This window comes from Pseudoalteromonas sp. BSi20495 (genome assembly GCF_000241185.1).
Lineage (GTDB): Bacteria > Pseudomonadota > Gammaproteobacteria > Enterobacterales > Alteromonadaceae > Pseudoalteromonas > Pseudoalteromonas fuliginea.
In genome coordinates this window covers 1-17148 of the sequence record NZ_BADY01000175.1, presented here as the reverse complement: position 1 = coordinate 17148, position 17148 = coordinate 1, and the positions used below count along the sequence as shown (strand labels likewise).

At 38.1% G+C, this 17148-nt stretch carries 7 protein-coding genes and 1 tRNA gene; 4 read left to right on the top strand and 4 right to left on the bottom strand.

Annotated elements, in window-relative coordinates; genetic code table 11:
- Positions 1–105: 105 nt before the first annotated feature.
- Positions 106–1149, bottom strand: a complete 1044-nt coding sequence (locus P20495_RS01415) for an alkene reductase (protein ID WP_008139142.1) — start codon at positions 1147–1149, stop codon at positions 106–108.
- Positions 1150–1373: 224 nt separating this feature from the next.
- On the opposite strand from P20495_RS01415, the gene P20495_RS01420 reads away from it, so the two are divergent.
- A complete protein-coding gene (locus tag P20495_RS01420) occupies positions 1374–1763 on the top strand; it encodes a DUF2750 domain-containing protein (protein ID WP_008139141.1) in 390 nt (129 codons plus the stop codon).
- 68 nt (positions 1764–1831) lie between these two features.
- Here P20495_RS01420 and P20495_RS01425 read toward each other — a convergent pair whose 3' ends face one another.
- On the bottom strand, positions 1832–2701 hold the full coding sequence (locus tag P20495_RS01425; RefSeq protein WP_008139140.1) for an alpha/beta fold hydrolase: 870 nt from the start codon (positions 2699–2701) through the stop codon (positions 1832–1834).
- Between the two features lie 512 nt (positions 2702–3213).
- Between P20495_RS01425 and P20495_RS01430 the strand changes: the two genes are divergently transcribed.
- The 3 genes from P20495_RS01430 (at position 3214) to P20495_RS01440 (ending at position 15474) form a co-directional block, all read left to right on the top strand.
- Entirely contained in the window at positions 3214–6177 is a 2964-nt protein-coding gene (locus P20495_RS01430; RefSeq protein WP_008139139.1) for a TonB-dependent receptor, read from the top strand.
- Positions 6178–6312: 135 nt separating this feature from the next.
- Positions 6313–12492, top strand: a complete 6180-nt coding sequence (locus P20495_RS01435) for a pectinesterase family protein (protein ID WP_008139138.1) — start codon at positions 6313–6315, stop codon at positions 12490–12492.
- A 300-nt stretch (positions 12493–12792) separates the two neighbouring features.
- Positions 12793–15474 carry a CHASE domain-containing protein gene (locus P20495_RS01440; protein ID WP_008139137.1) on the top strand — a complete coding sequence of 894 codons (2682 nt, stop codon included), beginning with the start codon at positions 12793–12795 and terminating at the stop codon, positions 15472–15474.
- Between the two features lie 140 nt (positions 15475–15614).
- Here the strand turns inward: P20495_RS01440 and P20495_RS01445 are convergent.
- A tRNA-Ser gene (locus tag P20495_RS01445) sits at positions 15615–15704 on the bottom strand.
- Positions 15705–15965: 261 nt separating this feature from the next.
- The gene (nadA, locus tag P20495_RS01450; protein ID WP_008139136.1) at positions 15966–17006 is read right to left on the bottom strand and encodes a quinolinate synthase NadA; all 1041 of its coding nucleotides are present in this window, start codon (positions 17004–17006) and stop codon (positions 15966–15968) included.
- Positions 17007–17148: the final 142 nt, after the last annotated feature.

Genomic DNA, 17148 nt, shown 5'->3' with positions numbered 1-17148 from the left:
AAAGGTTAAACAAATATGGAAGATTTATGGCGGGAATATGTACAAAAAAAGACACCCAAAGGTTTGGCTTAAGGTGCCTTAATAACTAAATATGATATTTAGCTGTTATTTTAATTCAGCTAGCATTTCATCGCTGTAAGGTACTAGTTCTTCACCGTTTGCAATTTTGCTAATGTAATCTGGGTTTGCGATAAGCGGGCGACCAATAGCGATAAGATCAAACTTAGCATCGTTAATTGCTTCTTTTGCTGACTCAAAAGTATAGCTGCCAACGCCTACTAATGTACCTTTGTAGCCTGCACGTAAAAATTCAGACGTTGTTTTACCTTCAAGCGATTCAAACGTTGTACTGTCGTCAAAAATACCACCGTGTAAGTATGCTAAATCTCTCTTCTCAAGCTCTGGTAATAAGTAATCAAATACCGCTTTATCACGGTTATCTTCGCTCATATTAAAATAAGCACCCGGTGTAACACGTAAAGCAGTACGCTCATTACCTACAGCGGCGATAACTGCATCGGTTACTTCTAGTGCAAAACGCGACATATTTTCAGGCGTTTGACCGTATTCGTCGCTGCGTGTATTTGCAGCGTAATGTAAAAACTGGTCAATCAAATACCCGTTAGCACCGTGAATTTCTACCCCGTCAAAACCCGCTTCAATCGCATTTTCTGCCGCCTTTGCGTAATCAGCTACTAGGCCCTTAATGTCATCTATAGTCGCTGCTTTTGGTGTGATGTATGTAAGCTCACGCATACGAGGTACTGAGCCTTCAACGCCAATTGCCGATGGTGCCAGTACATCGCCATCAAAAAAGTGAGGGTGTGCAACACGGCCAACATGCCAAAGCTGTGCAAACATTTTGCCGCCATTAGCGTGCACTGCGTCAGTTACTTTTTTCCAACCTTGAATTTGCTCACTGTTAAATAAACCCGGTGTATTTGGGTAACCTTGTCCATCTGGACGAATAATAGTTGCTTCACTAATAATTAAACCAGTTTCGGCACGGCGAGCATAATATTCAACCATATCTTGTGTTGGCACTAAGTTATCGTCAGCCATACAACGCGTTAATGGCGCCATAAGTACGCGGTTTTTAAGCTCAATCGTGTTATTTAGTTTAAACGGAGCAAGTAGATCGGTTGTCATTTTTTAATCCTTCATTAAATATATGCTTACTACAATGTGGCCTTTTTACAAACATTCAAGCTTATCTTGAGTGATCGCTCAAATTAGTGAGGACTTATACTGGTCAATATACAAATTAGATCTGCATTGCTGAAATTAAATAACAACTTTTCAACACTCTGTCATATAACTCGATATACTTGTGTGCATATAATTTAGATATAGTAATTAAGAGTGAGCTAATTATGACAACGCCAAATTTAAGTGAAGAACACGCAGTAATTTTAGGGCTTGGGGCAAAAAAACGCCTAGCCTATATGTTCGAAACCGTACAACAATTTAAACAAGTATGGATTTTAAACGATGATGATGGCTGCGTTATGCTTGCCAACGAAGATGACGACTGTGTTCCAGTTTGGCCAACTCGCGAATTTGCAGAGGCATGGGCAACTGGCGAATGGGTTGGTTGTAGCGCTAAAGCAATTCCACTTGCTGATTGGTTTAGTCGCTGGACACCAGGCCTTGAAGAGGATGATTTACTTATTGCTGCCTTTCCTACTGAGGAAGACGACGGCACGATATTGTTTTCAGATGAGTTTGAAAAACAATTAAGAGCACCGAAGAAAAAATATTAAGGTTCAAAGCCTAAATACTCAGAGTTCTAAAATTTATAAACGCGGCACTTAATTTAGTAGCCGCGTTTTTATTGGCAATATCTAAAATTCAAGTAAGCCTGCGTAATTGCATCTGGATTTTCTACTTGCGGATAATGCCCAAGCTCTACAAACTCTTGTACGCGCGCATTGGGGACCAGCTTTTTATAATGTTCAATCATGTGCTTACCAGAGATGGGATCTTCTGCGCCTGCTATAAACGTAAGTGGTATATTGCTATTTATGATGGCACCAACCCAACGCTCTCTGTTTTGCTGCCTCTGCTTTATATAACTGATAAGTTTAGGCATAACGGCTAAACCATCTTTATAAATTAGCAACTCCCAAAGTGTGTCTACCACTTGTTTTGAAGGCCGTGTACTTTTACTAAAAATAGTCACTAAATTATTGGCAAATTTTTGTTTATTCATTAATTTTGGCACTAGCCAACCAAACTTAGATAATAATAATTTTTGTATAAATAAGGGTTTATGCACTTCAGGAAACAGTCCACCATTTAAAAAGCAGACACTGTTTATTTTAAAGTCACTTTGGCTAACTACTTGCTTTGCTAATAACTCTTGAGCCACAGTATCGCCATAGTCATGAGCTAAAATATGTATATCATTAATATTTAACGTTTTTAAAAATTGAGTATATAAGTCGGCTTGTTCAGTAATTTTATAGCCTGCATTTTTAGGTTTATCTGACAAACCAAAACCTAGCATATCGAGTGTAATTACAAAATAATGTTCACTAAGCGCTTGCCACATACCTTCCCAGTCCCAACTAGCACTTGGAAAGCCATGTATTAAAAGCAGCGCAGGTTTTGTTACATCGCCGGCTACTTTTGTAAATATTTGATGACCATTAATTTGGGTAAATGAACCCTGAGACTGCCACTGCTGTAGGGAAACCATGTATTAGCTTAATTTTTATTATTTATTTGTGTAGTTCTATCATAAGAGTGATATGAAGAGGTAATAAAATTGATATTTAGGAAAAATTTTAATCCGAAAAAATCAACAGCTCCTAAATAAATTTAAAAAGCGGCTAACTAAACAGTCAGTCGCTTTTTTTAACTATAAAAAGTTTATTAGCACAAAACCTTATACTCTTTTCGTATTTATAATAAATTTTTAAATAAGTAGATTAACGACCCAAGCTGATTTATTTTCTTTTTTAATTAGAACACATCTAAAAGTATGAACAAACCACGATTACAGCGCCTTAAATAACACATACTAAAACTTCAAATAATACTTTATAACTATATTCAACTACGTAGTCACAAATCAACTGCCCGAATATTAAACGATTGACATATTTATTAATGAAGTGTTAACGTCATAAAACACAAATGCCACCGGTGGCAATAGGCATCTAAGTATCATTTTTGTTACACACAACGCTCTTATATAAAGGAAAAATCATGAAAAGCATGAGACTCAGCACAATAGCAGCTGCATTATTATTAGCCCTTCCCTCTTATGGGCAAAGCTCTTCAACCGCTGATGAGCTTAACAATAAAGAAAAGCCGATCTCTAGTGCATTATCGAAACAAGAAGGTAAACCTCAAACACCAGAAGATGATATTGAAATTATTAGTGTTACCGGTATTTACCAAGCTGATTTAAAAGCACGTGCACTTGAGCGAGACAGTAATGCATTTAGTTCAGTTATTGCAACTGATGACATGGGCAACTTTGTTGATCAAAATGTAGCAGAGTCATTAAGAAGAATGCCAGGTGTAACACTGGAAAGAAGTGAAGGAGAAGGGAAATACGTAGCTGTTCGTGGTTTAGGACCTAAGTTTGTAGCAATAAATATGAACGGTGCTGAGTTATCTGGCGCAGGAGATGACCGAAAAGTAGGTTTGGACGGTATAACGAGTGATTCTCTTGGTTCCATTGAAGTTTTTAAAACACTGACTCCTGATATGAACCTAAATTCAATTGGTGGTGCTGTAAATGTTAAATCGATCTCTGCTTATGATCGAGGTGAGAATACCCTAAAAATAAAAATTCAAGACGCTTACAATGAGCTGCGCGAAAAACACTCTCCTAAATTTAGTATTGATGGGACTCAATTGTTTCTTGATGACACCATTGGTATTGGGTTTGCCTTATCTTACGAAGATCGTAAAACACAAGTGGATGAAAATAGGCATCACAGTACCCGTGATTTAAATTTTTTAAAAGGTGGAATAGGCCTAACTGCGGAAGACATTGAAAGCGCACCTGAAATTTTAGCTCCTGCGCAATTAGAAAACCGCCGTGAAATAGCAAATAGGGAAAGAACTACCGCAACGGTTAATATCGAATTTAAACCAACAGACTCTGGTTTCTACTATTTACGTGCCAATTACTCAAACTATACAGATGAAGATATAGCACTACGTGAATTCTATAATTTTTATAATGGCGACCAAGATGACGAAGTTATTTATGTAAATTCAGAAACTAAAGAATTTGCACTGTCTGACATTGATGTAATGAACCAATATTTTGTTCAAGAAGGCGAAAAAACCACTATTAATATGAGTATTGGGGGTGAAAATTACGTAGGTGATGACTGGAAAATAAATTATGAGTATGCATATTCAAAAACAGATGATGAGTCTGTAGGTGACCGTCGTGTGCAATTTCGTGAAAGAGAAAATATTGTCTACGGCAAAGCGTCTAAAAACAGTATTGTGGCACGTGTACTTACTCCCGCAGAAGCCGCTGAGTTAGGCGGGTTTGCATTAAGTGACGAAGGCGATGTATTCAACGGTGAAGCTGATGGAGATTTAAGCAATCTTTCCAACATGGAATACGATAACTTGTTTATGGAGGACAGCACTCGTACTGACGAAATTAGTAGCTTAAAATTAGATTTAACCAAACAGTTTGACTCGGAGTATATAAATTATATCAAGTTTGGTGGTACCTATAATGAACGCGAGCACTATAACAACAAAGATCGCTGGAGTTATAGCATTGATGATAGTGACTGCAATGGGGATGAAACTTGTATTACTGTTGCGAACTCTAATATAACTAACTATGACTACGCAATACCTAATAATAGTGATTTCTCTTATCCGTTTGTATCTCGCTCGCAAATGGAGTACATGGTTGATGCAACATCAATTACGCGCGAAAGTGCCACCGGTGGTGAAACGTCAATTGATAGTACTAAAGAAGATTATACATTAAACGAAGATACTTATGCCGCCTACGTAATGACTGAGCTACGTCTAGCGGATAACTTAAAAGTAATCACTGGGGTACGCTATGCGCACACTGAATTCTCATCCACTGGTTTTATGTCACTTGAGAATGATGATTGGAAGTTCGATGGTATAAACACACTCGATCTAGCTGTCCCCCTTCCCGAAAGTAGTATCACTTACAGTGAATATTTTCCGAGTATGCATATACGGTATGAGCCATCTGATACGGTATTAGTACGTTCATCACTTTGGACTAGTTATACCCGACCTTCGTTTAAACAAGCACGTGGTTATGCGAAATTTGATAATGACATTAGCTTGTGTGATCCAGCCACCGATGACTGTTTTAACTCGCAGGATGGCCAAAGCGCACTTGATTTACAAAACTATGTTTTAGGCCCTGATAACGCATTACAAGTAGGTAATCCAAACTTAGTTGCAATGAGCTCAACTAACTTCGATGCATCAATTGGTTGGTATCCTTCAAAAGAACTCTTTATGGAACTTGCTGTTTTTTATAAGGATATTGATAATTTTATCGTTGATGTTTCAGGTATTCAAATGCGCTTGGATGAATTGCCTTTAACATTGCCCGTTAATCAAGTTTCTGAGTTTGCAATTTTACAAGACTTACAACTAAATCAAGTAGATATCACACTCAATGGTGACACTGCCAATGTATATGGTATGGAATTGAGCTTTAATCAATTTTTTGAAAATGGTTTGTTTTGGCAAAGTAATATGACGGTAGTAAGCAGTGAAGCAACGCTAGACGATTCTATACGTGTAGATAAAATGCCACTACCTGGACAAGCAGATATTACTGCTAACATCTCTTTCGGTTGGGAAGATGACGATTTGTCACTTCGTTTAATCAGTAATTACCGTTCAAAAATCCTTGAAGAAGTTGGTGCTTGCCCTGCTTCTGCAAATATATCTGATCCCCACGAATGTAAAAAATGGGCGGATATATATCAAGACGCAATTACTACCGTAGATTTTAAACTCAAGTATGACTTTAGCAAAAACCTAAGCGCTTACTTTGATGCAATTAACATAACCGATCAATCTGATCTTCGCTATTTCGCAGGTAATGAGCTATCTGGTGGTGCTGTCCTGTATCAGCGTGAGAACTATGGACGAACCTTTCAACTTGGTATGAATTATAAATTCTACTAAATAATCTGAACTCTAAATAATAAATCTCTTAACCAGAGTACAGATTAAATACACAAAACTAAAAATTAGCACACTCTACGTGTGCATCACACACTGCCAACACAGACGCTAAAAAGTTCATCCTTGGAGGGATGTATGAAAACAAAAATAAGTGTAATCACCACATTATTACTCAGTACAATATTAACGGGATGCCAGGAAGAAAGTTCAATTAACGTTAAAGAAGCACCCGCCCCTGCTATTCAAGGAACCTTTGTAGATAGCCCTGTTGCAGGCTTAAGTTACACAAGTTTATCAGTACCTGATGGTGTAACCGATGCCAACGGTCAATTTAACTATTTTCGCGGCGAAGCGATTACGTTTGCAATAGGAGATATTGCGTTTCCATCTATTGCGGCAAGTAATATCTTGTCACCTTTAAATTTATTTTCAACCGATACTGTATTTCATCCTGCTGTTGTAAACAGCTTGCGATTATTTCAATCACTTGATAGTGATGGCGATGTGAGTAACGGTATTACCATTAGTGCCACAACAGCCGATGCAGCAACGATCAACTTATCAGAAGGCCAAACAATTACCGATTATTTTAGTCGTAGTGAAGATGAATTTGCGGCAGATGTAAACGTTTGGCTAGCAAATGCAGGCACACCAACAACGGAACTCATTGATGCTGATCAGGCTATATTACATTTTGTTGATTTTGTGTATAAGCAATACAACAGTACACAGCCTAATGCATTTAACTTGTCACTATTTACCGGTGATGTATACAACCCTTTGGTAAAAGGCAGTACTGCCGGTATTGAAATACTTAATTTTAGCCCCGCTGATGATACTAACTCCACGGGCACATTTACTAGAACAGCTGATGGTGAAATTATTGGCAACGGCAATTATAAATTTATATTTGGTGATCGCGTACTCGCTTTTACAACTGCTGTTAATGGTGAGTCAAATACACAATACCTAATTTCACGTTCATTTAATACGGTTGATAGTGTGTATAGTTTGTGCCACCAATCTGATGACGCATCGCTTAGCGACATGATTGCAAAATGCGATAGTAACGACGATGCTAAAAATAACGTTATCGTATTTAGTGAAGAGCAAGCTGCCATTGAGCTTGAAAACCTCAACAATTTAGCAGAACAGAACAGCAAAGCACTTATTGAAGATTTTAACACCACCACTGAAGACTTCTTTAAGTCTACCTATAAAAGCGTAAGTGATGAGATTGGCAGTGCTGCTCTTTACTTCAAAACCGGTGGTAGCTTAGAACTTGATGCTGAAAATGGCAATATAGTGCTTGAAGGCGACCGCTTTAGTATTGGTAACACACTGCCAGGCAAAGAAACAAGCCCAAGTGACACATTGGGTAAAGGTATTTATAACTTAAGTGAAGGCTTTACAATTAGCTTTGATGTTATTGCCCATAATGATGCGGGTACTCTGTCATTGTATGTTGACAATAATACGACTGGCCAAGACAACTCAGTACATGGCAAAGCATCTAAATTTTATTCAAAAGCTATTACAGCTGAAAATTTACCTCAAGGTCAACGCTTTACATATACCTATAAACCAGGTGAAGACGTAGTAACAGGCCCTGATCTGGACAGCGAAAGCGCGCAAGGCGTATTAAATGCAGAGATTAAAAACTCATTTTTACAGATTCGAACTGATAGCGCGGCATCAATTACGTTAGATAATTTAGAGTTAATTACGGTTGCCACAGATGTACCTGAAATTGAAGAGCCTACTGATCCAACCACACCACCAACAGGGGGAGACACGACAACGCCATTCCCATTTGTTACTGATTTTACAACGGTAACAGGTGATTTATTTTCAACTGATTTTTCCGCGATTACAGCAGCTGACGGCTCTATCGTCCCTATGTTTAAAAAGACAGGTGGATCGGTTTCTGTTATTGATACCGGTTTAGAAATTAATAGTGGCCGCTTTACAATGGGTAATACAACGCCAAATGTAGAGACGACCGAAACAGATCAAAGTACAACTGGTAGCTTTGATTTATCGCGCCCCTATCAAATTTTGATAGATATCGTGAGTGTGAGCGATCCTGATGGTGATAATAACTTCCAAATTTACGTGGATAACAATACCTCTAGCAGCTCAAAGTCAATTCATGGCTCTAGCTCAAAATTTTACAATGAATTAATTAACACCTTAGTACCTGACACTACGCTAGTTGTTGAAGGTAAAGTTGCAACAGCAACTTCATTTTTACAGCTGCGTACTGAAAATGGCGGGACGGTTGTTATTAAAAATCTACGTATCGAATACTTAGACGATCCGAGCGTGTTTAAATGTAATAGCTCTCCTGAGCTGTATTTTTGTGATGACTTTTCAGCAGGCGATTTATCCAACTGGAAAATTATTGCAAAACCAGATAACACAGCGGGCGCCGTGGGTGAATTTGATATTTTAGATTTAAGTGGTAACAACGTTATGCGTTACACCGCCGGTGGTGTTGGTGGTGAGCTCATTTTAGCCACTGAAGACGCATTACAAAATGTGCCAGATACCGGTAACTACTTTTTTGAAGCTGATATTCGACCACGTCAAAACAGTACAACAGCGAGCAAACAGCTCTACTTAATGGCTCGTTATGAAAGTGAAGGCAACTGGCTTGCTGGTGGCTTAAATGTACAAAACTCGACAAGTAGCACACAAGTAGAAGTGGCTGTGACTGTTGACGGTTCTATTTCTCGACCTGTACAAGCTAAGTCTCCTATCTTATTAGGTGAAAAAGGCGGTACAACTGATGGCGTTTGGTATACCACCCGCTTTGAAATGATAGACTCAGAACTTACTGCATATCTGAATGGTGAAAAAATGGGCACAATTAGCGACAGCACGTATAGCGCTCGTGGCCTAATTGGTTTGTTTACTAACAACCGCTCATTTGAACTTGATAACGTTAAAGTCGGCGATCCAAGTATTAAGCCAATTCAATTAACCCTTGATTATAAAGATCCTGCATGGGATGCCAGTACAACCACTGATCCGCTCATAATTAATGTGACAGCAATTAAAAACGATGGTGTTACACCCGATACCTTCAGCGTTACATCGAGTAATAAAGACGTAGTGTCTGCTGATATCTCAGGCGATGTAGTTACGTTAAGCCCGCTCAGTGCTGGTGAAGCAACGATTAAGTTTGTATCAGGTTCTGATGAAACAATAATCAGAACGATTGAAGTAAATGTTGTCGAAGGCTTTGTGATGCCAAGCACCGATTATGGTGACCTAAGCGGTAAGCTAATGCCTGAAAAATCAGCAAATAATCAATTTGTTGATACGTTAATTTCAATTGATTTTGATACTACCGGTGTAACACCAACCTTAGGTAGTCTTGGCGAAGTTAGGATTTATAAACAAAGTGATGACACTTTAGTTGATACCCTAAAAGTAGGTAAAAACATCGATGTAATTGGTTACCCTGGGCAAGATCGCATACGTGCTGTAAATTACTTCCCTATTAGCTTAGTGGACAATACATTAATCATTAAGCCTCGCAATAGTGTGCTTGAGTACGGCCAAACTTATCGTGTAGTTATCGGTGACGACGTTGTTACTGGTGCTAAATTAAATGACATGGATTTCGCTGGACTTGGCAATAACAGTCAGTGGACATTTACAACCAAAGTAAATACCCCTGCAGGAAATGAGCTACTCGTTGACGATAATGACGTTGCTGACTTTAGAACCGTGCAAGGCGCACTTAATTTTGCAATGCAGCATCTTGATAAAGATGAGCAAACAACGGTTTCAATAAAAGACGGGACTTACAATGAGCTGCTATTTCTGCGCAATAAAAATAATATAACGCTACAAGGTGAAAGCCAAAACAACACTATTATTCAGTACGAAAACTACGAAACACTTAATAGCGGTTCAGGTGGTAGCGCGGCACTTGGCGGTGGTACTCCAAACGGCGGCCGTAGTGTATTTTTGGTTGAAGGCACAGATATGCTGGTTATTAACAATCTAACGTTAAAAAACACGCACATTCGTAGTAACAGCGTATCAAATCAAGCTGAAACTATTTATTTCAATAGCCAATATCGTTTGGTTGCCAACAACGCAAACTTTATTAGTGAGCAAGATACCCTACTACTAAAAGGCTATACTTGGTTTTACAACACGCTAGTTGCCGGTAACGTAGACTTCATATGGGGATACCCAGTTACTTCGTTATTTGAAGATAGCGAAATACGTACCCTAGGTGATTCTAAAAATGGTGATCCAACCCAAGACACCAAAGGTGGCTACGTTTTACAAGCGCGTGTACCGGTAGAAACCGATCCTGGCTTTATTTTCTTAAACAATGAGTTTACCAATGGTCCTGGCCCTATTGGTAATGGCGTACTAGACAATTCAACATATCTTGCCCGCAGTAGTGGTAGCTCTTCATACTTTGATAATGTAACCCTTATCAATAACAAGTTTGATACCCACATTGCAACTGTTGGCTGGGCTGTTCAAGGTGTTGAAAATCAACCAGCTCCAAATCCAGAAGCACCTTCAGCAACAAGCGGCTGGCGTGAATACGGCAGCATGGATATGCAAGGTAACGCACTAGATTTAAGCACCCGTAATGGTGGTTATATTTTACAAACAAGTGAAGTAGCTCAACTGCTTGAACGTGATAGTATTTTTGCAAGTTATGGCGATGGCGCAGGGTGGACCCCAACCCCTTTACCAGTGCCAGTGTTACCTGACGAACCTGTAAAAGTAATATCTGTTAACGTGAATTTAGGATTTGCTGGTTATAACTTTGATGTGACCGGTGGTACTAATGGCACTGTGGTAACTGTAGATAATGGCTCATCATTAAAAGCAGCATTAAGTGAAGCAAAAGCAACCAGTACACCTATTATCATTTATGTTGATGGTGTTATTACTGATGCGAACAGTGGCGGTGATGGCTTATCAATTCAGATAAAAGATATGGATAATGTGTCTATTGTGGGCGTAGCAGATCGTGGTCATTTGGATGGTATTGGCATCGAAATTCGCAGAGCGAATAATATCATAATTCAAAATTTAAAAATTAATCAAGTGCTTACCGGTGGTAAGGATGGTATTTCAATTGAAGGTGATGAAAACGGAAGTACCTCTAATATCTGGATTGACCACAATGAGTTATATTCATCGCTAGACTCAGATCAAGATTTTTATGATGGCCTAATTGATTCTAAATCTGGCGCGCAAAACATCACAATTTCTTATAACTACTTACACGATAGCTGGAAAACCTCATTACACGGTCATAGTGATGATGACACCAGTACCAACAAAAATCGCTTTATTACTTTTCACCATAACCGATTTGAAAATATTGTATCGCGAGTACCCTTATTTAGATTCGGTCGCGGCCATGTATTTAATAACTACTACAACAACATTACCTCTAGTGCCATAAATTCACGTATGGGGGCGGAGCTTCAAATAGAAGGTAACTACTTTGAAAACACCAAAAACCCAGTGATCTCGTTTTATTCAGATACTATTGGCTATTGGAATACATCGGGTAACTACCTCAGTGATACCGTTACCTGGGGTGAAGTACCAGACGGTGACGTAGCGGGTGAAGTAACCGAAAATGGAATTACACCAACAAGTAGCTACCAAGTGCCTTATGAGTACACACTAACCCCTGTTATGGCTATTAAAGATCATGTTATTGCGCATGCAGGTATTGGTAAAATAGATCAAAGTGATTTAGATATCCCAGCGATTGAAGAGCCTACAGAGCCGCCGATTCAAGAGCCGTTAGGGCTACCATTTACTGAAAATTTTTCTGCAAACAACGCTGATGAATTTTTCAGTAATCGTTACCGTGACTTATCAGGCCTTGCAGGGAGCAACACCCCCCTATTTCACCGTGTTACAGGCAGTGTTCAGGTAAGTAACGGAAAACTAACCATGACCGGTACACGTATTAGTATTGCAAATACAACACCGACCACTAACACCACGGGTGACGATACGCAAACAAGCGGATTACTAGACCTATCAAATAACTACCAAGTAACGTTCAAGGTGGATGCTGTAAGCGGTAATACAGCTAAAAGCTTTCAGATATACGTAGACAACAATACTTCAGGAAGTGCTAATTCAATACATAACGGTAGTTCTAAGTTTTACTCTATAAAGCTGGAAGAGCTAGTACTGGGGCAAACCTATACTGTTGATGGTTTTGTTGCCACACCAACCTCTTTTATAACTATCCGTACAGAGAGTGAGGCAACTATTACGATAGATGAACTAACAATTCAGTAACCTTCCCAAGTAAAAAGCCCTTTATGTTGATTCTATGGGGCTTTCATTTTTATATCTTTAATATAAAACTACATTTTTAGTTATTTCTTATTACAAATAAGTCCAGCTCAAATAACACAATAAGTAACAACTTAAGATTAACATATTACCTCGAATTCAAGTCGATACAACTCTATAAGGTATTGTCCATTATATAAATTACAAAAAAAGCCTAAGTTGTAACATTCAAAATAAGTGCTATATTTAGTCCGAGCATAAGATACTAAACGCTTATATAAGTACATATAAAAGGACGAATGAATGCTTGCAAAAAGCAGGATTAATAATGGGCTTTTACTACAAGTAATCATCCAAATTATTATCCTCATTATAGGTGCTACTTTCACTTATTCTCAGCATATTCAATATCAACGCGAACGTAATGCTGTTATTTCAACGGCTCTAAACAACCGACTTTCCTCATTATCCACAGGTATCATCAATAGGGTTAATTTATATCAATATGGGCTATTCGGCTTAAAAGGATTTATACACGGTATTGGCATTGATAATTTAAATTATCAAGCGATGCAAAACTACTCAAATAGCCGAAATTATGCTTTAGAATTCCCTGGTGCAGATGGTATCGGTTTTATTAAAAGAGTATCACCAGCGCATTTAGATCAATTTTTAGAACACGCTAAAAACGAGCGGCCCGATAATACCTTTAGTTTAAAGTCACTCAAAGACGACAACGATGAGCATTTTATTATTCAGTATATTTTTCCTGAAAAGAATAATTCAAAAGCACTTGGTCTTGATATTGGCTCTGAGAACATACGCCGACAAGCAGCACTCAACTCAGCAATAAACAATAGCACCCAATTATCGGCGCCAATTACCTTAGTACAGGCTGACAAAAAACCACAGCAAGGTTTTTTGATTTTACTCCCTGTATATCAACAAAATATCGTGCCAAAAAATACACAACATCGCCTAGACAAATTGGTAGGTTGGGCTTATGCCCCTTTATTAATTAACAATATTTTAGAGTCACTTTCTCAAGTAGACGAAAATAGTTTAAGCATCAGTGATTTAAATAACAGTACTGAATTTACCTTTTTTAATTACGGTAATAAGAATAATAACACCGCGTTTCAAACTTCTAATACTATCAATATTATGGGACGAAGCTGGAAAGTAACACTGTATGGTTCTCAATCTTTTATCGCCAACCTCCATTTAGCTAATAAATATCAAGCACTCGTTGATGGAGTCTTTTTAACCGTCTTCTTAATGTTTTTTATATTCGCTCTACAGCTATTTTTTTATCGCAGGGCACAAAGAATAAAACTCAAAGTAGAAGCCGCTAAAAAGCACGAACAAATACTTGAACAAGCAAATTCAAAACTAGAAATTGAAGTAAAGTTACGCACCCAACAAATAGCCGATATAAGTACTTTACAACGCAGTATTTTAGACAGTGCGAGTTACTCTATTATTGCTACAGACAAAGACGGCCTAATTACTGAATTTAATCCTGCTGCAGAGAAACTACTTGGCTACAAAGCCAGCGAAATTATTGGTATTAAAAACCCGAGTATTTTTCATGTAGAAGATGAAGTAGTTAAAAAAGCGCAGCAATTAACAAAAGAATTAAACAAACCTATTAAACCTGGCTTTGAAGTATTTGTCGTTAAAGCAACCCCCACCGAACCTGATATAAACCAATGGACATACATAGATTCTAACGGTAAGCATATCCAAATTAATTTAAGCATTACCTCATTGCTCAATAATAGAGGTCAAGTAGTTGGTTTTTTAGGTATCGCATTTGATTTAACACAGCAAATAAAACATGAAGAAGCACTTGCACAAGCAAAAGAATTAGCAGAGCAAAGCTCTAAGGCTAAATCAGAGTTTTTAGCAAATATGAGTCACGAAATTCGTACCCCAATGAATGGTATTTTGGGTACTTTGCAACTACTACAAGAGCAGCCACTTAATGAAAAATCACAAGAATATTTAAAAAAATCATTATACTCAACAAGAGCATTAACAACCATCATCAACGATATTCTCGACTTTTCTAAAATCGAAGCCGGTAAATTATCATTAGAAAGCATGCACTTTGAACTGAATGAGTTGATAAACCATTTAGAGTCGGATCTCGCACTTTTTGCTAATGAGAAAGGCATTTACTTACGTTTCATATCTAATATTGATCACAACTATTGGATAGGTGATCCGGTTAGGCTGAGACAGATTTTCATTAACTTAATCTCTAATGCCATTAAATTCACCCACGAAGGTGGTGTAACCGTTGAGTTTAAGTTAACTGACGATAATAAAATATACGGCATTGTTTCAGATACAGGCATTGGTATATCACAAAATGCAATTGATCGATTATTTGAACGCTTTGAGCAAGCAGAAACGTCTACTACCAGAGAATATGGTGGAACAGGGCTTGGCTTACCAATAACAAAATCGTTAATTAGCCTCATGAAAGGTGAAATTAAAGTGACCAGCACATTAAACTCTGGAAGCCAATTTTGTGTTTATTTACCACTGAAGAAAGCAAATATAAAAGCAATAGATCTAAATACAAAGTATTTAGAATTTCCTGATTTATCAAACAAAACAATTTTAATCGCAGAAGACAACAAAATTAATCAACTGGTTGCAACTGCAATGTTAGAGCCGACTAAAGCCAATATTGTAATAGCTAATAATGGGCTTGAAGCAATTGCATTATATGAATCGTTGTTACCTGACATTATTCTTATGGATATTCAGATGCCGAAAATGGATGGTTTTGAGGCCTGTAAAAAAATAAAAAAAATAAATAGTAAACAAGTCATTATAGCCCTAACGGCCAATGTTTTTACTGAACAAAAAGAACTGTATAAACAACTTTTTGATGGCTATATTTCTAAGCCTATTGAAAAACAAGAATTAATAAAAGCACTACATATGAATAATACAGAGGAAAACATTTGATATGCCTCAACAAATCAAGTTTAAGTAGATTGAATTAACAACATACTCCAAATTACTTTGTCGCGCCTAACCAATAGTTGAGCAGAGTTTACTTTACATTAAAAAGCCCAGTTAAATTAATAACTGGGCCTTAAGAATAATGGTGGAGGGAGAGGGATTCGAACCCTCGTTAGGGATAAACCTAAACACACTTTCCAGGCGTGCGCCTTCAGCCACTCAGCCATCCCTCCACAGTGTTGCAATTGTATAATGCAACGGCACGCTATAGTATGAAATAGGCCCACAAGGTGCAAGGCATTTTTAAATATGAACCTTCAAGTGCTTACTTATCAAGCAATAACTTACGTTTAAGTAAAAAAAACGGCTAAATTCAAGATTTAACCGTTTTTAATTTAAACTTTAAAATGACTTAACCTGAACTCTGATTAAGAGATTTACTACGTATTGAATATGATGATATTTAAATTTATTTTCTCTAGCCAGAGTTTAGGTTACTTAGCCATACTCGCGGTAAATTCAAGCATGCGATTAAGTGACTTAAGTGCGCCTTCGCGTAAATCCATATCAACGAATACTTCTTTACCTTTAGGGCTTATGAGGGCTTCCTCAATCGCTTTTAAGCCATTCATTGCCATCCAAGGGCAATGAGCGCAACTTTTACATGAAGCGCCCTCACCTGCCGTTGGAGCCGCGAAAAACTCTTTATCTGGGCATAGTTGCTGCATTTTATAAAAAATACCGCGATCGGTTGCAACAATAAATTTATTGTTGGGCATTGTTTGCGCAGCTTTTATGAGTTGGCTCGTTGATCCTACTGCATCGGCAAGTGCAACAATCTCTGCTGGCGATTCTGGATGAACTAATACGCCTGCATCTGGGTGTAGCGACTTCATATCTTTTAAAGCTTTAGTTTTAAATTCGTCATGTACAATACATGCACCATTCCACATAAGCATATCAGCACCGGTATTTTTTTGAATATAACTACCAAGGTGCTTATCTGGTCCCCAAATGATTTTTTCGCCTTGCTCATCTAGGTGCTCTACAATTTCAAGTGCACACGATGACGTTACAATCCAATCGGCACGCGCTTTGACCGCAGTAGAGGTATTTGCATATACAACCACCTTACGATCTGGGTGCTGATCGCAAAACGCAGAGAAATCGTCTATCGGGCAACCAATATCAAGCGAACATGTTGCTTCAAGCGTTGGCATAACAACCGTTTTATTGGGTGTTAATATTTTAGCTGTTTCGCCCATAAATTTTACGCCCGCGACGATAATCATATCTGCATCGTGACGTGCGCCAAAACGTGCCATTTCTAGCGAATCGGCAACGCAGCCGCCGGTTTCTTCAGCAAGTGCTTGAATTTCAGGATCGGTATAATAATGGGCAACAAGTACTGCATTTTTATCTTTTAGTAATTGCTTTATACGCGCTTTATATTCGCCTTGCTCGTCTTGTGTTAACGGTGCTGGCTTAGGGGGAAAGATATAACCTTCAGGCATAATAGTTTGAGCTAGACTCATGTTCTCGACCACTTATCTACAGTGCATTAATTAGGGCGAATTATACGAGAATATCAAAGCAAATAACAGCAAACTAGCGAGGCTGTTTATAAAAAATAAAGTGGGAATTTAAAAAAGAATATAAAGGAAAGTATTAGAGAGT